Source organism: Mucilaginibacter sp. P1_A3 (assembly GCF_056406855.1).
In genome coordinates, this window is the sequence record NZ_JBFTZJ010000011.1 from 80251 (window position 1) to 103819 (window position 23569).

The following is a 23569-nucleotide window of genomic DNA, read 5'->3' on the forward strand; positions in this document are numbered from 1 at the left end:
TCATGCTATTCCTCATTATACTCATACTTTCATTTGCAAGCGGTTTCTTTTTACCCTGGTGGGTGGTGGCCATCGCGGCATTTTTAGCCGCTTTTTTTGCGGGCAAAACACCCGGACAAGCCTTTATATCAGGATTTAGCGCTGTATTTATTGTATGGATAGTTTTGGCACTATTCAAAAGTATCCCAAACGATCATATATTGGCTAAGCGCATAGCGGAGCTTTTCCATTTACCGTCATGGGGATTTATATTGGTGATCAGCGGCCTTGTTGGTGGCTTAGTTGCCGGGTTTGCTGCCCTATCGGGCTTATTGGTAAAGAAAGCTTTTGAAAAGCCGCAAAATAAGTAATTGTCATTTGCGAGGATAAAAGCGATCTCCGGCTTACAGAGCTGATCTGTGTAGCATGGAGATCGCTTTCATCATCACAATGACGATATAAACATCAATTATTTAAAATCTTTTAAACTGGCCCGCAATACAGTAACTGCTTCCGAATCATTTTTTGACGCGGCAAATATTTCCTGTGAGGTATCATCATTGCCGTAAAAATTGCTATTGGCATTATTATCAATATTAATACCTGAGCCATTTAAACTTATACCGGCAAACAATCCACGGCTGCGCGAATAGGAATAAATTTCAGCTTCCAGTTTATAATCGGTAGTGGCCGATTTGTTTTTATTAGTTGGGCCTGCTGCTGCAGAGATATCGCCCCCGATAGTAAAATTACCTTTTTTGATATCGGTTAACACCTTTTTATGGCGAAATACCAATATCAGATCTACAGATTGTACGCCTATCTGGAAACCAACGCTACCGCCGGTAAGGGTTACAAAAACAGGATCGCTCCATTTGCCATCGCCCAACTTTACCATAGCTACACCCTTTCCCCGTTTGCCGCCAATACCAAAACCGGCGTTGATCAGTTTTGGGATAATTACAATACCCTCATAATCTTTTAACAATTGCGGCGGGATACTTTCCTTCATCTGGCCAAAATCCTTTAGCACATTGGCTGCATTGTGCACACGCTCTGTTTCTTTATCATCTGCTTTTGCCGATATCAGTACAAAAAATAGGCTTAATATCAGCGGAAATTTCAAAAATCTCATTGTTTTCATGGAGTAAATAAATTACAATTATAAGAGTTATCAACGTAATCACTCCCTAAAAAGTGCCGCTGTTTATGAATTAAATTATAGGGTAGTATACAACTATTACCAATATCGGCTTTCGTTAACAGGCAATTACCTGCAACCTTGCATGATATGGATATAAGTAATTATGGAAAGGCTGGAAAACATTGGGTAGCCGAAAAAAAACACATTTTAAAAAGCGATGAGCTTAAACAACTCATCGCTTTTTTTTTTAATATCTATGCTCTGTTGTGTGAGGATATGAACTTTAAAATGTTTTCAAAGTTTCCTTTAACACTGCAACTGATTCTTTGTTACTTTTTGACATCGCAAATATATCAGCCGAAGTAGCATAGTTACCATAAAAATTAGCGTTGCCTTTCTTATCTATACCCAGGTTTGAGCCATTTATGGTGATACCCGCAAACAAACCACGGCTACGCGAATATGAATACACTTCTGCTTCCAATTTATAATCGGTGCTGGCGGTTGAGCTGCGGCCAACGGGACCAGCTGCTGCAGAGATATCGCCACCTATGGTAAAATCGCCGTTTTTAACTTTGGTAAGGACGCCTTTATGGCGGAACACCAAAACCAAATCGACTGATTGTACGCCTATCTGTAAACCAATACTTCCACCTGTTAAAGTTACAAATACAGGGTCGCTCCATTTACCACCAGCCAGTTTTACCATGGCAACTCCCTTGCCGTGCTTGCCGCCAATACCCAAACCGGCATTAATCAGTTTGGGGATAATAACAATACCTTCATACTGCTTCAATAACTCGCCCGGAATACTTTCCTTCATTTTGCCAAATTCCTTCATCACATTTGCCGCGCTGTGCACACGCTCATTTTCCTTATCCCCTGCTTTTGCCGATATCAGCACCAAAAAGAGGCTCAATATCAGCGGGGTTATTAAAAATTTGATTGTTTTCATGGGGTCGATCATTTAATTACCATTATTAATCATTCATCAAATAATCAACCCCGAAACCGGACGCTTTGTTTCCAATTAAATTATTTAACTATCTAATTAAATTCGTTCAATTTTACAGATAAAGCAGCAAGCCTGCGCATTACGGGCATGCAGATAAGCAACCCCCTTGTTTTTATCAAATATCTCCCCTATCAGCTCATCAACATCAGCATCGCCAACAAGCCGGGTAAAAACCATCATCTGATCATGATTATACCCGATAAGCGACAATGGAAAGCTTTGTTTGTTGGCCTTAATTTCGGGTGGGAAACGAAAAACATCGCTGTATTCCTCCACGTCGGCAGCATTTATGAAAACCGGACCTGGCTGATTATAGGCGTTCTCTACCTCAAAAGGCGAATGCTTAAATAATAAACGCTTGTCCACGCCTTTGTTAAATGGTTTTAAGGATATGCGGCAAGGCCCCAGCCCAGTAGCCAGTTGCTCTATAACCGGGTTACCAAAATCATCGGTCATGGTTGCTTTTATCCGCTGAGCAAAGGCTTTTGAAAGTGGAACTATTTTAAATTTATTCATGGTGTTGTATTTTTATAAATCAAAGGTCTGGCTATCATGGCTGGTTTAAAACCCGGAACTTGCGGAGATTTTGTCTGAAGAGAGGAATTTTGTCTGAACCCGAATTCTTCGAATTAAAGAATTTTGAGAATTTATGTATAGCTTCCCATTGCAGTATTTTAAAATTCGGTTAATTCCTTAATTCTATAAATTCCGGTTCAGACATTCTGAAATTTGCACATCTGCACATTTACCTATCTTTGCATCAAATGAGTATCCCGGATAAAAAACAGGTATTTTCAATAAATAATAAGGAGCAGTTTGAAGAGGCAGCTCTACAGATCTTTAACTACCAGGCCAAAAACTGCGCGGTTTACGGGCAGTTTATATCGGGATTAAAAATCAATCCTGATAAAATTAACACTGTAAATCAAATCCCCTTTTTACCCATCGAGTTTTTTAAATCGCACCCAATCCTCAGCACAAAGGAGCCGGTTCAAGTAACGTTCACCAGCTCGGGCACTACGGGGATGGTAACCAGCAGCCATTATGTAACCGATAAAACCTGGTATGAAGACAGCTTCTGTAATGCCTTCCATTTGTTTTATGGCGACATCAAAAATTATACGGTGCTGGCGCTGCTCCCCTCTTACCTGGAGCGGGAAGGCTCATCGCTGATTTATATGGTTGATGAACTGATTAAATTATCTGGCAACCCTGATAGCGGCTTCTTTTTATACAACCATGAGGAGCTTTATCATCAGCTAAAAAAACAGCAGGATGCTAAAAAACCCACATTATTAATTGGCGTTACTTTTGGGTTGCTTGATTTTATTGAGAATCACCATATTGATTTCCCCGAACTGATTGTGATGGAAACCGGGGGGATGAAAGGCCGCCGTAAGGAGATGATACGGGAGGAATTGCACGAAGTGTTATGTAAGGGTTTCGGGGTTAAAACCATTCATTCGGAGTATGGCATGACCGAACTGCTTTCACAGGCCTATTCAAAAGGCGATGGTATTTTTGACTGCCCCCCCTGGATGAAGATCATCATCCGTGATACTAACGACCCTATCAGTACGTTAACCACAGGTAAAACCGGGGGCATTAACGTTATTGACCTGGCTAATATCAATTCCTGCTCGTTTATTGCTACACAGGACCTGGGTAAAACTTATGTCGACGGCTCCTTTGAGGTATTGGGTAGGTTTGACCAGAGCGATATTCGTGGCTGTAATTTGCTGATTGCTTAAAACTTATAGCCAACTGAAGTATTATTATTATTTTTGCGCGCATCATAAATGCTAAAAACATGATTGAGAAATTTTTAAACGAAGAACAAGATCCAAAAACGGTTGAAAAAGTTTATTCCCGTTTGGTCGACCTGCTTTCTTCAGGTGAAGAGGTAATATATATTGCCGTTCAGAAAAAGCCATTGGTGAATTTATTTCCTGATTGTATTGCTATAACCAACAAGCGTATATTGTTTTTTACCCCGGCAAACCTGGGCCTTTCTATCAAATTTGTTGATTTTGTATGGAAGGATATAGTTGATGTATATACTAAAGAAGAAATCATTGGTGCAGTATTTAGTGTAAAAACTACCAACGGGGCAGAAATGGCTGTTGATTACCTGCCTAAAATACAAGGCCGTAAATTATACCAATATGCCCAGGAACGTAAAGAGGTTGAGCGTGAAGCCCGCCGCCTGCGCGACCTGGAACAAAAACGTGCCGAATCTGGCTCTATTCAATTTGAGAACCCAACTGCAGCACATGCTTCAACCGCGCAACAGGCATATGCCGCACAAGCGCCCGTAGCTGCGCCTCAACCACCGCCGCCAGCACCGGCACCTATTGCACCACCGGCACCTGCCCCAATAGTTCATGAAACACCAAAACCCGATGAGCTTACCGAAAAATTGAAGAAGCTGAAAACGCTTTTTGATAATGGTTTGATATCGCAGGAAGAATACAACAATAAAAAACTGGACTTGCTGAGTGACTTTTAGTTATTAAGCATTATATAATTACCAAAAGAAGCTGCCTCAAAAAAGGGCAGCTTTTTTTGTTTTGGAAATATTTTCAATTAAAAAGCACCGGAACCGGTAAATCAACAGCCTTATTTGCAGGGTTCAATTATAGATTGAAAGTTATTTAGGGCTTTTTCTATTTAACTTTTAACTTAGCGTTTAAAAATCATTCATACTATGTCGGCATTATATCCATTAAAATTCAAAACCATATATAAAGATAAAATATGGGGTGGTCAAAAAATCAAGACCTATCTGCATAAAGATTTTGGCGATCTGCCAAACTGTGGTGAAACATGGGAAATATCGGGCGTAAAATCTGATGTATCTGTAGTAGCAGGCGGAGCACTGGAAGGTGAATCACTTGCCAACCTGCTGGAGCAATATAAAGATGAACTGGTGGGTAAAAAGGTTTATGACCATTTTGGTAATATTTTCCCCTTGCTGGTAAAGTTTATTGATGCCAATGATGACCTTTCTATACAGGTGCATCCTGATGATGAACTGGCTAAAAAACGCCACAATTCTTTCGGTAAAACAGAGATGTGGTATATTATTGAAACTGATCCGGGTTCAACACTCATTGCAGGCTTTAACCAGGAATTGGATGAACAAACTTATCTTGATAAGCTAAATAGCGGCCATATCATGGATATTTTAAATAAAGAAAATGTTGCAGCAGGTGATGTTTTCTTTTTACCGGCCGGCCGTGTACATACCATTGGTAAAGGCTTATTAATTGCCGAAATACAACAAACATCAGATATCACTTATCGCATTTACGACTTTGACCGGGTTGACGATAAAGGCAACAAGCGCGAACTGCATACCCAGGAAGCTCTTGCAGCTATTGATTACAAGCATTATCCCGAATATAAAACCAAATACCAGCCGGCAAAGGACGAGACTGTTAAATTGGTGAGCTGCCCATATTTCACTACCAATTTATTGGATTTTGATAAAAGCACCTCAAAAGATTACTCCGCACTTGATTCTTTTGTGATACATGTTTGTGTTGAGGGAGCCTACAATGTTACTTATAATGGCGAGACCTACCAGGTAAAAATGGGCGAGTGTATTTTGCTGCCAAAAAGCATTGATAAAGTTGAACTGGAAACTACAGGCGGCTTTAAAATATTGGAAAGCTATATTGAATAATAAAATTTATTACAAGTATAGGTCCTGAATTATCAGGACCTGTACTTGTAATTTTTGGTTTCCCGTTGCTCCTGCAACAAATTTATGATCTCACCTAACTGGTACCCGTTTACCGGTTTAAATATATAATCTTCAACGTCGGCAATTTTTCTCGCCCGGTAAATATCGTTCAGATCAATTGAGGAACTGAGCATATAAATTGTGATTATTTTTCCCAGTTGGGGTTTTATCTCTGCAAACTCGTGCATAAATTCCCAGCCATCCATAACAGGCATATTAATATCCAGGAATATCACATCTGGCAAATTATCGCGGTTTAGTGAATTTTTCAACCAGGCAATTGCCGCGTTTCCATTGCTAAAATGAGTTACCTGGCTATTAAGTCCCTTTAATTTTATTAGTGTTTTAAATCCAAAAGCATAAATCTGATCATCATCAATTAAGCAAACACGCACGGCATCTTTCTCTACATTCATCTATTGATAGTATATTTAGAATTTTTTTATACTAGCCTAATAGTAAATTTTGTGCCAATATTTACAGTGCTCTCCACTTTGATGGTGCCCCCAAGAGCCTCTATCTGGTTACGGGTTATAAACAAACCAATCCCTTTAGCATCTGGATTTTGATGGAATGTTTTATACATCCCGAAAATTTTATCGCCGTAGCGCTCCATATCTATACCTATTCCGTTATCCTCAAAAATGAGGTATATATGATTGCGGTCCTTCAGCGTATGGCATTTTATTAGCGGTTTCCTCGCCGGGTCGCTGTATTTTAAAGAGTTGGTAAGCAGGTTTTGCAGAATGCTCTCCATATAAGCCGGGATATAGCTTATTTGCGGGCATTTACTAAAATCAAGCTCAATTGTAGCATCAAGTGCTTCTATATTACTTTTAAGTGCCGATAAAATATTTTTGAAAAGCGCTTGAAAATCAATTACTGTTCTTTCACGGGTAATTTCGGTTTGTATGGCAACTATTTCATTCAAGTGCTCTATGGTGGTGCTTAAACTATCGCTGATAGATTTAATGTGCGAAAAAATTTCAGTTCGATCCTCATCAACCGCGGTATCATCGTGTAATTTGACCATAAACTGCAGATTACCAGTGTGCGACCTCAGGTTGTGAGATACTATATAAGCAAAATTTTGCAGCCGCCGGTTTTGATCTGTCAGCAAATTTAACGAGGATTCCAATCCAAGAGTTTTTCGCTTTTTATTGTTGATATCCTGGATAATGCCATGTACGGTTACACATTTACCAAAATCATCTATAATAGGTATTCCTTTAGCCCGTACCCATATTACATTGTTTTTTGCCGATCTGAAAAGCAGTTCCAGATCATAGGGCTGGCAAAAGGCGATGGCGCTATCAATAGCATTTTTAATTACGTGGCGATACTGGGGTTCAAAGAAACTTATAGCCTCATCCAATGAAAGTTTAACGTGGTTTTGCAGCTCATAAATATCATATAATTGCTTTGATAACGATAAACCCATAGAAGCAGCGTTGATTTCCCAACTGCCCAATTTTGCAATTTTAAGGGTATCCCTGTAAATGGCATCATTATGCGCTGCCTGTATCTGAGCCTGCTTATATTGATTAATGTTGATGAGAGAACCGTAAATGATGTGTCCGGTTTCGTCGTTATATTTCCTTATAGTGCTTTCAAACCAATGATAGCCTGATGTTTTGGTTAGCAGTCTTATTTGTAAAGGCTGAGTAATAGCCGATTGCTGATTACTTAAAGCGGCCAGAAAAGCTGGTTTATCCTGATGGTATAGCAGGTGTTCAAAAAACATATGATTTGAGCACTCTATTTCGCCGGGTTCATATCCCAAAAGCAAATAAAAACCGGATGACCACCTAATGTCTTTAGTCGTAATATTATATTCCCATATACCGGCATTAATATTATCGATAATTTGAGCAAGATGCCGCTTGCTATCATCAGAAAATTTATGCCCTATAGAAAAACTCATACAATAAATAACCTCTTCATTTACTTTGTTAATGACACATGCTAATAATAAATCACGTGCCACAATCAGAAAACTATCCCTACAACCCGAGGTTGTTTTATATTTTGATGAACTTTTATTTTTTCTTAATAATTATGGGATTCCAAATATAGTATTTGATATGGTATAAACCACTCAAATACTGACAATTACAACAACTTATAACTATTAGTAAATTATTTATACCAAAAGTATGTTTACAATACTCTCTCGTTATGTAATTTATGTGTTATTCTTTAATGTTCAAACATCAAACCTCGGGTAGCCTGCATTATTTGAAATTTTTAATAAAGAATAATAATATTACTCTTCTATATTAATTATTTAAGTTTATTGATCAATCATTGCTTATTTAGCAATTCGGCCAATGCATTATTGCCTATCCATTTAGCCGATTTATGATTTTGCAGCAACATACGCCGGGAGGTGGCTATTGCTTCAAGCCTTAAAAAGTCGTTTCTTTTACCAATTTGCCTTAGTGCCCAGTTCACTGCCTTTTTAACAAAGTTGCGGTTATCCCAGGCCTCACGTTCCATAATGGCAAAAAAAGGGATAAATGACCCATTCGGTGCCTTTTTATTATGTATTGCATATTCGGCCATTAAAACAAATCCGGCACGTTTTACATACTCTTCTTCACGGGCGCTAAACGCTATAGCTTTGTCAATAGCAAATGGCGTGCGATCGAAGAGATTGCCGCAAACCTGATCGCACAGATCCCAGGAATAAAAATCTTTTGTCCAGCTATCTATTTGCTCTCCGGTAACTAAATCCGGGTCATCTATCAATGAAGCCATAATGCGGGCCTCATGAATACCGCTGTCCCAAAGTTGCTGGGCCAGGGTGTGGTCTTTTTTTATTGTTTTTGCCAACTTTCGCAAATCGGGGAGCTTAACTCCCAATGCATGTGAATTATCTACCCCAAAGCGGAGCATCCCGGCGAGATAAGCAGGATTGGCCTTCTGTTTTAGCAGGTCAATAATATCTTCTGTTTGCATTGGTTAATCGGCAACGCTTTTACTTTCAATAGTATGATGAATATTCACTACTTCCATTAAAGCAGCGCTGCCATACCAGGGGTGTAGTTCCATTGTTAGTTCCCCCGCTTTTATCGCCGGGTCGGTTTCTGTTAGTATTTTAGCTTCTTCAACCGTTTCCACATTAAAAATGAATATACCTCTTATAGCCTGATCATCCAAAAACGGACCAGCAACAATTAACTTACCTTCGGCAGCAAGCTTCATAATGTTTTTCAGATGCGCGTTTTGCAATTTGGCCCTTGCAACAGAATCTTTAATTTGGGTAGGCCCATCTTTTAAAAATGCCATTACATATTTTTTCATTCCATATTTATCGGCTCCTAATTTTTTCGCCAATGCGGCGTTATAAACAGGCTTAGAGGTGGTTTGAGCAAAGCAGTTAAAACCCAGGGTAATAATTGCCAGTAGCAAAACGATCTTTTTCATCTGATTGAGGTTTTAGTCATATCAAATATAGGCATTGTTATATAAACAAAAAGCCGGGCGAATGGCCCGGCTGATTTGATATTAAACCATTGGAAATTATCGATTATGAAAATTGAACATCAGAATTACAAATTCCCTCTCAACTCTTGTTCGCGTTCAATAGCTTCAAAAAGCGCCTTAAAATTTCCGGCACCGAATGATTTAGCACCTTTACGTTGAATGATCTCGAAGAAAAGGGTAGGCCTGTCTTCAATAGGTTTGGTAAATATTTGCAATAAATATCCTTCATCGTCCCGATCAACTAAAATGCCCAACTTTTTAAGTGGCTCCAAATCTTCATCTATATGGCCAACCCGATCAGTTAGTTCATCATAGTAAGAAGTTGGTATGTTTAAAAACTCCACACCACGGTTTTGCAATTCGGTTACCGTTGCAACTATATCATGTGTGGCAAGGGCCAAATGCTGCACGCCTTCACCCTCATAAAAGTCGAGGTATTCCTCAATCTGCGATTTCTTTTTTCCTTCAGCGGGCTCATTGATAGGGAATTTAACGTACCCGTTACCATTGCTCATTACCTTGCTCATAAGGGCCGAGTACTCTGTCGAGATCATTTTATCATCAAATGTTAAAATGTTTTTGAAACCCAATACTTCCTCATAAAAATTCACCCATTCGTTCATTTTATGCCAGCCAACATTGCCCACGCAATGATCAACATATAACAAGCCAGTTTCTGTTGGATTATAGGTGGTTTCCAGCGCTTTGTAACCTGGTAAAAATAAACCTTTGTAATTTTTACGTTCCACAAAAAGATGAACGGTTTCGCCATAAAGCTTAATCCCGCTAGTGCGCACCTCGCCATATTCATCACTAAGTGTTAGCGGTTGCTGATAAGGCTCGGCACCGCGGCTGGTAGTTTGTTCAAAAGCGTCATAAGCATCATCAACCCAAAGGGCCAGTACCTTTACACCGTCGCCGTGTTTTTTAATATGTTCTGCAATGGGGTGACTGGAGTGCAAGGGGGTAGTTAATACCAGCCTTATTTTACCCTGTTTTAAAACGTAAGATGCCCTGTCCCTAACTCCGGTTTCCGGCCCGGCATAGGCCAGCGTTTGAAAACCGAAAGCAGTTTTGTAATAATGGGCCGCCTGTTTGGCATTTCCCACATAAAATTCAACATAATCGGTACCATTAAGAGGTAAAAAATCAGTTGCGGTTGTTGGCTTATCTATGGTTTGTGTATTCATTGTTTCTTAATTAATTAGTAAGGTAGTGATTTATTGAATTAGTGATTTAATTAAAGTGCGGGTACCTTTCAGCTTTCGCCTTTAACTTTTCGCCTTACATCTGCCAGCTTTTATAATAATTTTCATCTTCTATTTTAATAGCATCCTCGGTAAGCATCAGCGGGCGAAAAGGATCTATCATCACGGCCAGCTCATCGGTTGATTCTTTACCTATTGACTTCTCTACAGAACCAGGGTGCGGACCATGTGGAATACCGCCCGGGTGCAGGGTAATTTGTCCCTTTACTACGCTTTTACGGCTCATAAAGTCGCCATCAACATAATATAAAACCTCGTCGCTATCTACATTACTGTGGTTATATGGCGCCGGGATTGATATGGGATGATAATCAAACTTACGGGGCACAAAGGAGCATATCACAAAGTTATTGCCCTCAAAGGTTTGGTGTACCGGCGGTGGTTGGTGCAGGCGCCCGGTAATAGGTTCAAAATCATGTATGGATAGCGCCCATGGGTAATGAAAGCCATCCCAGCCAATAAAATCAAAAGGGTGAGTGCCATAAATATATGGATAGATGAGTCCCTGTTTCTTAATCAGTATTTTAAAATCGCCATGTTCATCGTGGGTTTTCAAATCCGTTGGCCGCTTAATATCGCGCTCGCAATAAGGCGAGTGTTCCATCAGTTGCCCGTATTGGTTGCGATAACGTTTTGGCGCGCGGATAGGGCTAAAACTTTCAATGATGAACAAGCGGTTTGCTGTTGTATCAAACTCCATTTGGTAAATAGTACCACGCGGTATCACCAAATAATCGCCATATTGAAATTTAATATTACCAAAACCGGTTTTTAATGTTCCTGTTCCCTCATGTATAAAAACTACTTCGTCGGCCTGGCTGTTCTTGTAAAAATAATCAGTCATACTTTGGCGCGGCGCAGCAAGCGAGATATGCAGATCGCTGTTTACCAGCACAGGTTTACGGCTTTGCAGGTAGTCATCTTCGGGCTCAATGTTAAAGCCGATGAGGCTGGTATGCTTCAGGTGCTTTTCGCGCGCTATTTTAGGCTCAACACTATAAGGCTCGCCTAATGTTTTTACTATAGTGGGCGGGTAAGCATGGTAAACCAACGAGTAAAGGCTGGAAAAACCCTCGGTGGAAACCAGCTCTTCGGCATATAATGTACCATCGGGCTTACGGAACTGCGTATGCCGCTTAGGCGGAATAGCTCCTAATGAATGATAAACAGGCATAGTGTTTTAATTGGTTGAAAATAAAACGTTTAAAGTATCCGGATAGTTTCATAAGCAATCAAAAATTGCCCAAAAACAACGTGAATAAGCCGACTAAAATGGCTTCAGTAATATTTAAAAAAGAAGAGTTGGAAAGGTAATTAGTATTGAGCCAATACAATTTTGGCAAGCATGGCATCCCTGAACGATGATGCATCGCTCATTGAGGTAAGCCCCAGGGAAAAATAAAAATGCTTTTGTATGCTCATGGTTTATTGAATACGAAGTTAGGTGGAATATTATTGTGATGCAAGTTTTAGTTTGGATGAATGATTGACGAGGCGACTTGTTGAGCGATTGGTTAATATCCGCATGCCTAACGCTTTCAATTAAATAATCACACACATCATCATACACTCAGCATTCAACTAAATTTTATTAGTTTTGACACAACCAACACCTCAATTTATGAAATTAGTATCCTATAAAACCGAAGACCGCGAGCATTTAGGCATTTTTATAAACGGACACATTTATAATCTGAACTCGTGCGATAAGCTGATCCCCAATAATATGAACGAGTTTTTGTGGGGTGGCGACGAGCTGATGGATCGTGCCCAAAAGGTTCATGAGGCCATAAGTTTGGGAAAAATGGATGCTAAAGAGGAATTGTTTTTTGAACTGATAGCCCCCGTGCCCCACCCTACATCATGTCGGGACGGATACGCCTTCAGGCAGCATGTGGCCGCCGCACGTCGCAACCGAAAGGCTGATATGATACCCGAATTTGACCAATACCCTATATTTTACTTCACCAATCATAATGCCATACAGGGCCCCGGCGAAATTGAGTGCATGCCCGATCATTTTAATAAACTTGATTTTGAACTGGAAGTGGCCGTTGTACTCAACAAAAAAGGCCGCAACATTAGGGCTGCTGATGCGGATAGCTTTATAGCCGGTTATATGATCATGAATGATATGAGCGCCCGCACCCTGCAGATGGAAGAAATGTTGCTGAACCTTGGGCCGGCAAAAGGAAAAGATTTTTCAACTGTGATTGGCCCCTGGCTGGTAACGCCTGATGAGTTGGAAGCTTATAAGGTGGCTGCCAAACCTGGCCATACCGGCAATGCCTATAATTTAGAAATGAAATGCGTGGTAAACGGCAAGCAGGTATCGGCAGGTAATATGGGCGATATGGACTGGACCTTTGCCGAAATCATTGAACGGTGTGCCTACGGTTGCGATGTGCTGCCCGGTGATGTTATAGGATCAGGCACGGTTGGTACCGGCTGCTTCCTGGAACTTAACGGAACAGGGTTACTGAATGACCCCAACTACGAAACCCAATGGCTTAAAGCCGATGACCTGGTAGAGATGGAAATAACCGGCCTGGGTATGCTGGGCAATATCATCACTAAAGCCAAGGATGATTTTTCCATTTTGGCCCTGAAGAAATAAGTTTTATACCATATGCTATCTATAAATATTAAAGACCTTACAACCTTAGAGCTACAGAACTATCTTAACCATGCAGTTGCCCCTCGCCCTATATGCCTGGCATCAACCATTGATAAGGCTGGTAATGTAAACCTGAGCCCTTTTAGTTTCTTTAATGTTTTTAGCATTAACCCGCCGATATGCGTGTTTTCGCCGTCGCGCCGGGTACGCGATAATACCACCAAGCACACCTTGGATAATATACTGGAGGTACCGGAATGTGTCATAAATATTGTCAATTACGATATGGTGCAGCAGGTTTCCTTATCAAGCGTGGAGTACGGTAAAGGGATAAATGAATTTATTAAATCGGGATTAACCCCCATTGCCTCCCATTTGGTAAAACCGCCACGGGTAGCAGAATCAACTGTACAGTTGGAGTGCGTGGTAAATGAGGTGATAAGCCTGGGTAAAAACGCCGGTGCCGGAAATTTAATTTTGGCCGAAATAAAGCTGATCCACATCAGCGAAAGTATTTTGGGGGCTGATGGAAAGATAGATCAAACTAAAACAGACCAGGTAGCCCGCCTTGGTGGCGACTGGTATTGCAGGGTAACCCGCGATAATCTTTTTAAAGTAGCTAAACCGAACGTAAAAATAGGTATCGGGGTGGACGCTTTGCCACATGCCATCCGCAATTCGAGGATATTAACCGGGAATAACCTGGGCCAATTGGGCAACCTGGAGCTCATCCCTGCCGACGAAGCCATTGAAACCTATGCCCAGGTCCCCGAAATTAAGGACCTGCTTGATGCCACCATCGGCGATAGCAACACCCGCGAATTGCAACTTCACTTAAAAGCCAAACAATTACTTGATGAAGGCAGGGTTGAAGAAGCCTTCATGGTATTATTGATAGGAGATTAGATGTGCAGATTGATTGTCTGAACCGGAATTTTTCGAATTAGAGAATGAACAGAATTACCAAACTTATATTGTGTGCGACAGAATTCTTAAAATTCAAATAATTCCATGAATTCGAGAAATTTCGGTTCAGACAATCAAAATCAATCTGCACATCTGAAATCTATAATCTGCACATCTACCCACCGTTTATTTAAAATCCAATATCCTTTCTGCCATTCTTAAACCACTGGTAAGCGCCGCCTCAACAGTGCCCATAGCAGTACCCTCGTAAAGGTATTCGCCGGCGAAGAAGATGGTATCTTGAACAGGTTCACACAAAATATTTCTGGATTGGTTAGCCTCCACGGTATCATACGCGTATGAGCCCCTGGTATACTTATCCGCCGTCCAGTTTACTACATGCCAGCTTAGGAGGCTATCTTTCAATTGCTGAGGATCGCGCTTAAAGATATTGCTTAATGAATGCAGGCTTTGGAGTAATATTTCCTCATCCGGCGTTTCAACTTTTTCGCTTGCTTCGGGGCCACCAAGCCAACCGGTTAACAAGGTTGTATGGTTGGGTATTTGGGTCCACCAGGTAGGTATCTGTTCTTCACTAAACAGGAAGCCCATATTTTCCAGGCTGCCAACCGGGAGCGTTTCTGTTTCCATACTTTCCCAAAAAGCCTTATCAAACTCCAATAGTACTTTAATCACAGCTCCAAAACCCAGGGTATTGATAGCGTTGATGTAAACAGGTATTGGAGGATTTAATTTTACAGCACCAATAGCATCCTTACCCGCCTGCAAAACCCCTAATGGCAATGCAATAAGCAATTGCTCCGCTGTGTAGGTAATTCCGGCATCGGTAGTTATTTTAACCTGGTGTTGCTGCCAGTCAATATCCCGCGCTACGGCATTTAAATAAATATTGCCCCCGGCCTGCACCAGTTCATCAGCCATAAATTTAACCAGCCTGATATATCCGCCTTCTATACGGTATTGTGCATTTTCATCTTCACACTGCCATTCCTTTCTTAAGGAAAAAGCGCTTGCCTTCTTGGGGTCGGCGTTGTCATAGCCCGATACATATTTCCTTACAGATTCTCTTAAACCCTGGTATTCATCACCTTTAAATTCCTCAATTAAAAAGGCACTGATGTTTGTGTCCTGCTGCAATGCGTTCAGCTTATCAATCAAAAGATCCCAGTGTTCAACAAAACTCCCATCATTTTTAAAGTCACCATCATCATATCTCCACATAGATGCAGTTGCATGATGATAGACTATTCCGGCCTCGTCAAGCAGGCATTGGGTAACTGGCAAATCGCCATGAATAAACTCTGCCCCCATCTCTAAAGGTTGTTGGGATGAGCCATATTCCAGTGTATGAATGCGGCCTCCTACCCGGTCACGGGCCTCCAGTACGGTTACTTTTTTGCCCGATTTTGCCAGTGTACGGGCAGCCATCAGCCCGGCTGCACCGGCACCTATAATAAGTATATCGGCATCTGTCATGATTATAATTTGATAAAGCAATATAACGATTTGCAGGGATTAACCGGAAGTGTTACAGCATCAAAGTTCCGGTAAAAACACCAACTATTTTCACCGAGAAAACCCCATCCCTTACCGGGTTAATCACCCCAAGTCGCCAATATAGGCTTGTGGGCGCCTTTGTACCGCTGTACTTTTAGGTATTATTTAAAACTTACAACAATGAACAACGACATAAACACCGCCATTACCCCAAACAACAGCAAAGCTGCTGCCGGCGTAATTTTATTGGTAATAGGTAGTATTTTACTGATAAACGAATTTCACTTGTTTTTTATACCCGATTGGTTGTTTAGCTGGCCAATGTGGATGATAGCCTGGGGAGCCTATATGGGTGCCAAATATAATTTCAGGAAACCATCATGGATCATCATCATACTCATAGGCGTAGCCTGTTTAATCAGCAACAACGTACCCGATGCCGACCGTATAGTTTGGCCAATAGCCATCATGGGCTTTGGTACCTGGCTGGTATTAAAACCACGCAGACAGAAAGAAGAAGAACACTTTTTTGGAGAGGCTAAAAAGCCATTCCATTTTGATAAAACCGCTGAGCCGGAAGTTTAATTGATTTAATAGTTTGATTTAAGTGTGAGGGAGGGCCGGTATCGGTTCTCCCTTTTTTGCGGGTGTTCGCTTTTTGGAGAGGATTGGGTGTTTTAAAAAGGAGTAAAAATTAAACCATTGATAATAACCTACTTAAGTGTTCGGTTATATTTTACAAACAAAACCAAAGCATTGATAATAAGCGCTTTAGTTTTACCCCGGTGTTCGGGCGGGAGGTGCCCGAACACCTCGATTTTGTAATCCGAACACTGACAGAATCTTGTCAGTAACCGTAATTTGCGGCTTTATTGATCTACATAAAACCAGGGGATTCGCAGCAGACCGGGCTTTGCATTTACCTTAACTGCCTGTCCTGTTGACACGCTGTTGTAGAAATCCTTAGCCACCGTAATTTCCCCCGAATTTTGCTTTGCCCCCCATTTATCAATGGTTAAGTAATAGGCCGAGTGCTTACCAGTGGTATATCTTTTATCCAAGATCGTAGTTTTATAAATCCGGGCCGGGGCGTTATCGAACTCACAATTTGTTGTTATTGTAGCTACGCCACTATATAATAAAACAAAACAAACGATATTGAATTTTGTAAATTCATTGCTCCGGGTTTTAATATTGGCATCATTTAATATAAACACAAAAACAACACATAAAACAATCGCGATGACCAGGGACGGTAAAAAGATGGCCATATAGCTTAGCAGGTCCCAGTCATAAATAACCCTTAACAATAAGGCGAACGGAGTGGCTATCAGCGCGCTTGTTAAATTAGGATAAACCGACTCTTTACCTCCGCTGCTACCAGATATGTCGCTGCCAAATATCATGATATCGCGCTTTGCGTAAAACAGGCCTATCACCAGTAACGGATATACCAATCCGGATACCATAGCGTACTTATAAGGATGTGGATAAGCAAACACCCATATTGCTATAGCTATCCCTATGTAATTGGCATACGCGCTCAGTTTTTTAGCCCGGGCAATATTTAATTTTCTTTCCTTTAGTGTGCTGCCAATAGCCTCGTCATGCAGCATCGCATCAAATTCGTTTTGGTATTTTTTGGCAAAAATATCTTTAAACTGACAAGCCCAAACCAAAATTTCACCACTATTAACAAGGGTTGTATAATTACTGATATATAGTGACTTAGCAGGCTTATCAACTTCTAAAATAAGATTATCCTTCACAATCTTATAGCCATTTATCTCGTTTTTTTGAAGTTCCTTGCTTGTAAAAACCGCCTGATCTATTATGCTGTTCGGGGTAATGATCACCTTTTTTCTTTTAACATAAAGTACCAGGTAAACAGCCCAGCTAACCAGCAAGGTTGCCACTAAAAAATGAAGTAATTTATCTGTAGGTGGTACTGTAGTATATAGGTAAATTCCCCCTGCAAATACTGCAGCAATAGTTATATAAATAACTATTTTCCAGCCGGGGCTTATAGGATATTCTCTGTTCAATTTGATGTAATAAGGAGGCTAAAAATATGATAATTTATTCAGGGACTGAACAGGTTTCGTTCAACTTTAATCTAATAATTAGCAATTACTTAAAACCCCCAAACTTTTTCACCGACAAAACTTCCACTCTTACCGATTTCTTTAAATATATCGCCAGTTTTTGTTTGGCTCAACTATAATGTTACCTTAGTTTTGAATATGATTTAAAAGGCATATAACAAATGAACAACGATATAAATTCTCCGCAAAACCCAAATAAAGGCAAAGCAATGGCCGGCATCATTTTGCTTGCCGTTGGTGGGGTACTGCTTTTGAGGCAGTTTGCATCTTTTCTTATCCCCGGCTGGCTGTTCAGCTGGCCAATGTGGCTTATTGGCTGGGGATTGTACATCGGCGCCAAACACAATTACAAAAATTCGTCATGGGCTATCCTGGTGTTTTTAGGCGTCTTGTTTTTATTCAATAATAACATTCCCGATGCTGGCAGGGTGGTATGGCCTATAGCCATTATCGCTTTCGGTATGTGGCTGATAGTGAAGCGCGGCAAACATGGCGACCAGCAATGGGAAGGCAAATACAAAACAAAATGGGAAAAAAATTATGCCGATCCCCAAAATTGGGGCAAGGCAGAAAAACCCAAATTTAACTTTGAAAAAGCCACCGACGCCGAGGTTGATTACGTGGTAAAAGAAGGTGAAGATGTGCCGCCAACTGAACCCAATACACCGCCGTACACTCCTCCATTTGGTCACCATAATGGCGACGACTACCTGGATACTGTTTCCATATTTGGCGGCGTTAACAAAACCATATTGAGTAAAGATTTTAAGGGCGGCGATATAGTGAACATTTTTGGCGGTGCCGAACTTGATTTTACCCAGGCCGATATTGACGGGCGTGTATATCTTGATATTACCCAAATATTTGGCGGCACCAAAATTATTGTGCCATCCAACTGGCAGGTGGTATCAGACCTGGCAGCGGTTTTCGCCAGTGTGGATGATAAAAGGATAAAAAGCACCGCATCAAGCGTAAACGGTAAAATACTGGTGCTAAAAGGAGTTTCCATTTTTGCGGGAGTTGATATCCGCAGTTATTAATTATAAAAAAAACAATCATGAACTGGTACGTAGCAAAATTAGTTTTCAGGGTAATAAGCGGTGATGGAGATCATCAGGCGCAATTTGATGAGCAATTACGACTTATAAGTGCCGAAACCGAACTAAATGCCTTTGAAAAAGCTAACAAGATTGGCCATGCCAACCAGGATAGCTTTAAAAACATAGAGAAACAAACCGTTAAATGGCAGTTTATTGATGTGGCCGAACTAAACCGCATTAATGAACCAACCGATGGAGCCGAACTGTATTACAACATTCACGAAACTCCCGATGCCGACCTTTACATTGCCTGGGCGCACCATAAAGCGGCATTGCTGGGGATTAGGAATTGAGGGGGGGGGGAGGAGTGAATTGTGAGTGGTGAGAGGAAGAATAAAATAAATAAAAGTAAATGCCATTTCGATAGAGCCGGAGAGGGCAATGAGCGGTGGAGGCGAAAGAGAAACCTTATACGCCCTGCTCAACTACAATGCACATGGTAAGCATGAGCGCCCGTACCTCGTTCCAAATGACAAAAGATTATAAAGTAAAAAAAAATAACATTGGCCATACCTTCATCTACTTCAAAATTATACGGTGCATTAGTTGCATGCGGCTTTTTATGGGCCGCATTGCAAACCTATATCATCCATAGTTTTGGCTTCTTGTGGTTCACCGCCTCGGTAGATGGTATGTTGAGCGCCGTTTTATTATCGGGCGCCTGCTGGCTCATCAACAATAACCTGCGCTATTACCAACCCGGCAAGGGCAGCTATATCAACCTCTTTATCTGGGTTGTTGCCCTGGCGGGCATCTGCGCCGCCGGTTGCCGCTACTTGTTACCCCTGCTCAATACCGATAAAGTTTTTATCAATTTTGTAATCCAATCCCTCACCATCAGGTTTTTTATCAACTTTTTGGCCGTAGGTTGGATGGCCATGCTCAGCCTGTTGTGGTACTCGCAGCTTGATCAAAAAGAAACCCAGAAACGCAAAAACGAAGCAGAGCAACTGGCCCGCGATGCCGAGCTGTACAACCTGCGCCAGCAATTACAACCCCACTTTTTATTCAACAGTCTTAACTCCATTAATGCCCTTATCGGCTTTAAACCCGATGAAGCCCGCAGGATGATTCACCAGTTATCTGATTTTTTACGCGGCACTTTAAAAAAGGACGATAAACAACAAGTACCCCTATCAGAAGAACTGGCCCATTTAAACCTGTACCTCGATATTGAAAAGGTGCGCTTTGGTCACCGCCTGCAAACCGAAATTAGCTGCGATACCAAATGCGGCGCGGCCTTGCTGCCATCCATGCTGCTACAGCCCCTGGTAGAAAACGCCATTAAATTTGGCTTATATGATACCACCGGCGACGTAACCGTGAGCATCCGCGGCGAAATTGAAGAGCATTACCTGGTCATCATGGTACAAAACCCCTATGATCCGCAAACCTCGCGCCCCAAAAAAGGCACCGGTTTTGGCTTGCGGGGAGTACAACGACGCCTTTATTTATTATTTGCCCGTAACGACCTGATGGAAACTCACGCAAATGATAATATATTTACAACCATAATAAAAGTACCACAGTTATGAGGCGAGCCTTAATTATTGATGACGAACCATTAGCACGCATGGTTGTAATGGAATACCTGCAAAATTTTAAAGAGATTGAACTGATACAGGAATGTAATGATGGCTTTGAAGGCCTAAAAGCCATTCAGCAGCACCAGCCCGACCTTATCTTTTTAGATGTGCAGATGCCCAAGATCAATGGTTTTGAGATGCTTGAACTGGTGGAGAACCCTCCTGCAGTAATTTTTACCACCGCCTTTGACGAATATGCCATTAAAGCATTTGAAGCCCACGCGGTTGATTACCTCATGAAGCCTTTCAGCAAGGAGCGTTTTAACAAAGCCGTGGAAAAATTCCTGGCTGCCGCGCCCGAGAAGCAGGCCCAAAAACATACCGAAGATTTACTGGAAGCCGTTGCCGCACATTCGCCCGCCCAGCACGAGCGTATTGTAGTTAAAACCGGCACCAAAGTAAAAATCATCCCCGTTGCCGATGTTGACTACCTGATGGCCGATGACGACTACGTAAGCGTAATCACCAAAGAAGGCTCGTACCTCAAAAACAAAACCATGAGCTTCTTTGAGCAAACGCTCGATCCACGCCAATTCGTCCGCGTGCACCGCTCCTACATCATTGCCATACAACAGATCACCCGTATAGATCCCTACGAAAAAGACGCCCACCTGGCCATCCTAAAATCCGGCGCCAAAATACCGGTGAGTAAAACAGGCTATGTAAAGTTGAAACAAGTATTGGGAATTTAAGCGGAAAGCCTAAGGCTTAAGGCTGAAAGCCCCAAAAAAAATTGTCATTTCGATAGAGCGAGGGAGGGCAAAGAGCGTCGGCGCCCCCCCAAACAGTCATGCCGAACTTGTTTCGGCACCCCACATGCTAAGTATACATCATGCAGGCCACCTGTCCCATGGGATCCCGAAACAAGTTCGGGACGACTTCAGTTTTTGGTATTATGACAGTTGGTTTAACCCCCGAAGTCATGCCGAACTTGTTTCGGCACCCCATATGCTAAGTATACATCATGCAGGCCACCTGTCCTATGGGACCCCGATCCGTCGGCTGACGGACGGGACGACTTTATTTTGGGGGAATTGTAATAGCTAATTTCATAAAAACCATGCCTCAACACCATCCAAGCAAAGGCCCACGTGCGATTCCTTCCCCGGGGAAGGGAAGGTAGGGGTTTATGGAACTTTGCAATACAACAAACACCAATTAAACCTATGCGTAAAACCTTAACCACCATACTTTCAGTAATAATTTCTATCGCCCAATTTGGGTGTAAATCCGCAGCAAAACCTAAAGAAACATCCCAAAAGGAGTTTGAAGGTGTGATCACTTACCATGAAGTTGAATTTATTAATTACCCCGATGGCAAATCTTTTTTAAACGACACGGTGCAGCTTTTTTACTCTCATGGCAATTACGTTGGCATACATTCCGAAAAATCTGCAAAATTTCACGTAGTTAAAGATTATTACCTTGAAAGTAAACCTTTACGATTGTTTCTTTATAATACCTCGGATACTTTACATCAATTGAATTTAAACTACCCTGTTCAAAAGCTCGACGGTTTTAAAGTGAAAAAAATAAGCGACAAAATACTTTCAAGAGACTGCGAAAATATCGAGGTCAACGTTAGTTATCCCCTAAAGGATTCTACCACGTACACCGATTTCAACTTTATAATTTCAAGGGGATATTTAAAAATAGATAAACAACACTTTAAAAACTGGAACCTTGGCTTTTTTAACAAAATTGCAGATGAAACTGGCGTCTTTTATTTGAGATTAAAAGCCGTCCATTTTGATAGTACGCACAAAAATGCTTTGTCAGCCAAAATATATGATGTTATATCTGTAAAGGAACAACCTGTCGATCCTAAAATGTTTGAAATTGATACCACAATGATCAAATGGGCTAATTAATTACCTTACCCCAATAACTTTTAAAGCCCAGCCACGTGCGATTCCTTCCTCAGGGAAGGGAAGGTAGGGGTTTATGGAACTATTTAGGTAACACCATTAATTATGGCGTAACCCTCCTTAGGTCGGGTCGGGCTATTCACTTATACGGCTTCAGGCATTAAGCGCGAGGCCGGTATTCGTTGCTATCCCTTACGCGGAGGGGCTTCTAATTAATATGGGTATATAATTAGGCTTCAATTGCACGGTAAAACGTCCGGGATTTGCAAATTCATTACTTAGCAGAGCGTTCACCTGTCAGCGGGGCACCCGCGACACGCGGGCGCCAGCGACGGGGAATTTAATATTGTGAAGACCATATCATCATTTCAGCTAAGGAGTTGATCAAGGCTCTCACTGTATAAATACTAATAAAATAATTAGCCTTGGACGTGTTATGCAGATATTCGCTACAGGCCATTTGAATTAACTTTGTGTGGCTAGAAATAGTGCTATCTTGATAAATAGTGCTCGTCGGTGCAAAATTTGGATGTCCGCCTGGGTTCCCTGCAAGATGGCTATGTAAGTCTTTTTTAAAGGATGGTGAACCATTTGGATTGATAAATTTATCTGGTATCACCAGTTTATTTCTTTTGTTGAGCGCCTTATAAATCTCTTCATGAATTTCTCGTATATCGGCTATAATACCCTTAAAATTGGCCGTATTAGTTTCGGTGATGCCTTTGAGAACATTGATTATCTTGATTTCATTAGCAGATGGTAAAAGGTTGCGATCAAACACTTGAAACACATTAGGGTTTTCCCTCTTGATGCGTAATGGTTCTGCGTTAATAACACAATAATTCAGTTCCTGTAACAATCTTGTTTGATCGTCAGGTTTTTTTAGAAACAATTTTTCCTGCTGATAGTATTTTTTTAACGTATCAAACTCTGATTCATCACCTGTCAAGATGAAGCGTGGAAAGTTTGGCATGGTAGTATCCAGGTACTTCAAAGCAGCAGTAATAAATGAAGCATCTTCTTTTGCTTGTCCATCATCTGTAAGACCTTTTATGTCTAATACTACAGCTGCATATTTGTGCCCCAAAGCGGGTAATAATTTTTTTAGACCTTGTAAGCTTCTTTGATGAGCAACCGTGATTTTCGCTTGAGCGAAGACTTCATTGGTAAAGCTTTTTGCAAATTGTTCATCGTCGTCAATTAAGATAATACTATCCATGGTTGAT

Annotated in this window: 24 protein-coding genes; 12 read left to right on the plus strand and 12 right to left on the minus strand. The window is 41.2% G+C overall.

Annotated elements, in window-relative coordinates:
• The first annotated feature begins 2 nt into the window (after positions 1–2).
• Entirely contained in the window at positions 3–350 is a 348-nt protein-coding gene (locus tag AC1D0K_RS23020) for a hypothetical protein (protein WP_295714060.1), read from the plus strand.
• A gap of 98 nt (positions 351–448) precedes the next feature.
• On the opposite strand, the gene AC1D0K_RS23025 is transcribed toward AC1D0K_RS23020, so the two are convergent.
• The 3 genes from AC1D0K_RS23025 to AC1D0K_RS23035 all read right to left on the minus strand — a co-directional run bounded on the left by AC1D0K_RS23025 (position 449) and on the right by AC1D0K_RS23035 (position 2654).
• Positions 449–1114: a lipid-binding SYLF domain-containing protein gene (locus AC1D0K_RS23025; RefSeq protein ID WP_477392535.1), complete on the minus strand. Its 666-nt coding sequence runs from the start codon at positions 1112–1114 to the stop codon at positions 449–451.
• Positions 1115–1406: 292 nt separating this feature from the next.
• Positions 1407–2078 carry a lipid-binding SYLF domain-containing protein gene (locus AC1D0K_RS23030; protein ID WP_477392533.1) on the minus strand — a complete coding sequence of 224 codons (672 nt, stop codon included), beginning with the start codon at positions 2076–2078 and terminating at the stop codon, positions 1407–1409.
• Between the two features lie 96 nt (positions 2079–2174).
• Positions 2175–2654, minus strand: coding sequence for a DUF1203 domain-containing protein (locus AC1D0K_RS23035; protein ID WP_477392531.1), 480 nt, complete (start codon positions 2652–2654; stop codon positions 2175–2177).
• A 248-nt stretch (positions 2655–2902) separates the two neighbouring features.
• Here AC1D0K_RS23035 and AC1D0K_RS23040 point away from each other — a divergent pair, with 248 nt between their 5' ends.
• From AC1D0K_RS23040 to AC1D0K_RS23050, 3 genes are all read left to right on the plus strand, one after another.
• Positions 2903–3889, plus strand: coding sequence for an acyl transferase (locus tag AC1D0K_RS23040; RefSeq protein ID WP_477392529.1), 987 nt, complete (start codon positions 2903–2905; stop codon positions 3887–3889).
• A 59-nt stretch (positions 3890–3948) separates the two neighbouring features.
• A complete protein-coding gene (locus AC1D0K_RS23045) occupies positions 3949–4647 on the plus strand; it encodes a PH domain-containing protein (RefSeq protein ID WP_295714076.1) in 699 nt (232 codons plus the stop codon).
• A gap of 198 nt (positions 4648–4845) precedes the next feature.
• Entirely contained in the window at positions 4846–5826 is a 981-nt protein-coding gene (locus tag AC1D0K_RS23050) for a type I phosphomannose isomerase catalytic subunit (RefSeq protein ID WP_477392527.1), read from the plus strand.
• Positions 5827–5858: 32 nt separating this feature from the next.
• Here the strand turns inward: AC1D0K_RS23050 and AC1D0K_RS23055 are convergent, their stop codons facing one another.
• The 6 genes from AC1D0K_RS23055 to AC1D0K_RS23080 all read right to left on the minus strand — a co-directional run bounded on the left by AC1D0K_RS23055 (position 5859) and on the right by AC1D0K_RS23080 (position 11817).
• Positions 5859–6302, minus strand: coding sequence for a response regulator (locus tag AC1D0K_RS23055; protein WP_477392525.1), 444 nt, complete (start codon positions 6300–6302; stop codon positions 5859–5861).
• 26 nt (positions 6303–6328) lie between these two features.
• Entirely contained in the window at positions 6329–7810 is a 1482-nt protein-coding gene (locus tag AC1D0K_RS23060; protein WP_477392523.1) for a PAS domain-containing sensor histidine kinase, read from the minus strand.
• A gap of 380 nt (positions 7811–8190) precedes the next feature.
• A complete protein-coding gene (locus AC1D0K_RS23065; protein WP_477392521.1) occupies positions 8191–8847 on the minus strand; it encodes a DNA alkylation repair protein in 657 nt (218 codons plus the stop codon).
• A gap of 3 nt (positions 8848–8850) precedes the next feature.
• The gene (locus tag AC1D0K_RS23070) at positions 8851–9315 is read right to left on the minus strand and encodes a YciI family protein (protein ID WP_295714091.1); all 465 of its coding nucleotides are present in this window, start codon (positions 9313–9315) and stop codon (positions 8851–8853) included.
• A gap of 125 nt (positions 9316–9440) precedes the next feature.
• Complete coding sequence (gene hppD, locus AC1D0K_RS23075) at positions 9441–10565, minus strand: 4-hydroxyphenylpyruvate dioxygenase (protein WP_295714093.1); 1125 nt, start codon at positions 10563–10565, stop codon at positions 9441–9443.
• 94 nt (positions 10566–10659) lie between these two features.
• Positions 10660–11817, minus strand: coding sequence for a homogentisate 1,2-dioxygenase (locus tag AC1D0K_RS23080; protein WP_295714096.1), 1158 nt, complete (start codon positions 11815–11817; stop codon positions 10660–10662).
• Between the two features lie 447 nt (positions 11818–12264).
• Between AC1D0K_RS23080 and AC1D0K_RS23085 the strand changes: the two genes are divergently transcribed.
• Positions 12265–13260 (plus strand): fumarylacetoacetate hydrolase family protein, encoded by a 996-nt coding sequence (locus AC1D0K_RS23085; RefSeq protein WP_477392516.1) that lies wholly within the window; start codon positions 12265–12267, stop codon positions 13258–13260.
• Positions 13261–13272: 12 nt separating this feature from the next.
• The gene (locus AC1D0K_RS23090; RefSeq protein ID WP_477392514.1) at positions 13273–14166 is read left to right on the plus strand and encodes a flavin reductase family protein; all 894 of its coding nucleotides are present in this window, start codon (positions 13273–13275) and stop codon (positions 14164–14166) included.
• A 186-nt stretch (positions 14167–14352) separates the two neighbouring features.
• Here the strand turns inward: AC1D0K_RS23090 and AC1D0K_RS23095 are convergent, their stop codons facing one another.
• Complete coding sequence (locus AC1D0K_RS23095) at positions 14353–15663, minus strand: flavin monoamine oxidase family protein (RefSeq protein WP_477392512.1); 1311 nt, start codon at positions 15661–15663, stop codon at positions 14353–14355.
• Positions 15664–15864: 201 nt separating this feature from the next.
• Between AC1D0K_RS23095 and AC1D0K_RS23100 the strand changes: the two genes are divergently transcribed.
• Entirely contained in the window at positions 15865–16269 is a 405-nt protein-coding gene (locus tag AC1D0K_RS23100) for a LiaF transmembrane domain-containing protein (protein WP_477392510.1), read from the plus strand.
• A gap of 284 nt (positions 16270–16553) precedes the next feature.
• Here AC1D0K_RS23100 and AC1D0K_RS23105 read toward each other — a convergent pair whose 3' ends face one another.
• Positions 16554–17735 carry a hypothetical protein gene (locus AC1D0K_RS23105; protein ID WP_477392547.1) on the minus strand — a complete coding sequence of 394 codons (1182 nt, stop codon included), beginning with the start codon at positions 17733–17735 and terminating at the stop codon, positions 16554–16556.
• A 215-nt stretch (positions 17736–17950) separates the two neighbouring features.
• Between AC1D0K_RS23105 and AC1D0K_RS23110 the strand changes: the two genes are divergently transcribed.
• The 5 genes from AC1D0K_RS23110 to AC1D0K_RS23130 all read left to right on the plus strand — a co-directional run bounded on the left by AC1D0K_RS23110 (position 17951) and on the right by AC1D0K_RS23130 (position 22346).
• Complete coding sequence (locus AC1D0K_RS23110; protein ID WP_477392508.1) at positions 17951–18829, plus strand: LiaF transmembrane domain-containing protein; 879 nt, start codon at positions 17951–17953, stop codon at positions 18827–18829.
• Positions 18830–18846: 17 nt separating this feature from the next.
• Positions 18847–19182: a DUF4288 domain-containing protein gene (locus tag AC1D0K_RS23115; RefSeq protein ID WP_295714116.1), complete on the plus strand. Its 336-nt coding sequence runs from the start codon at positions 18847–18849 to the stop codon at positions 19180–19182.
• Between the two features lie 210 nt (positions 19183–19392).
• Positions 19393–20424, plus strand: coding sequence for a sensor histidine kinase (locus tag AC1D0K_RS23120; RefSeq protein WP_295714119.1), 1032 nt, complete (start codon positions 19393–19395; stop codon positions 20422–20424).
• Complete coding sequence (locus AC1D0K_RS23125) at positions 20421–21167, plus strand: LytR/AlgR family response regulator transcription factor (RefSeq protein ID WP_295714122.1); 747 nt, start codon at positions 20421–20423, stop codon at positions 21165–21167. Before AC1D0K_RS23120 ends, AC1D0K_RS23125 begins: the two co-directional genes overlap by 4 nt.
• A gap of 474 nt (positions 21168–21641) precedes the next feature.
• Entirely contained in the window at positions 21642–22346 is a 705-nt protein-coding gene (locus tag AC1D0K_RS23130) for a hypothetical protein (protein WP_477392505.1), read from the plus strand.
• A 337-nt stretch (positions 22347–22683) separates the two neighbouring features.
• On the opposite strand, the gene AC1D0K_RS23135 is transcribed toward AC1D0K_RS23130, so the two are convergent.
• The gene (locus AC1D0K_RS23135) at positions 22684–23562 is read right to left on the minus strand and encodes a hypothetical protein (protein WP_477392503.1); all 879 of its coding nucleotides are present in this window, start codon (positions 23560–23562) and stop codon (positions 22684–22686) included.
• Positions 23563–23569: the final 7 nt, after the last annotated feature.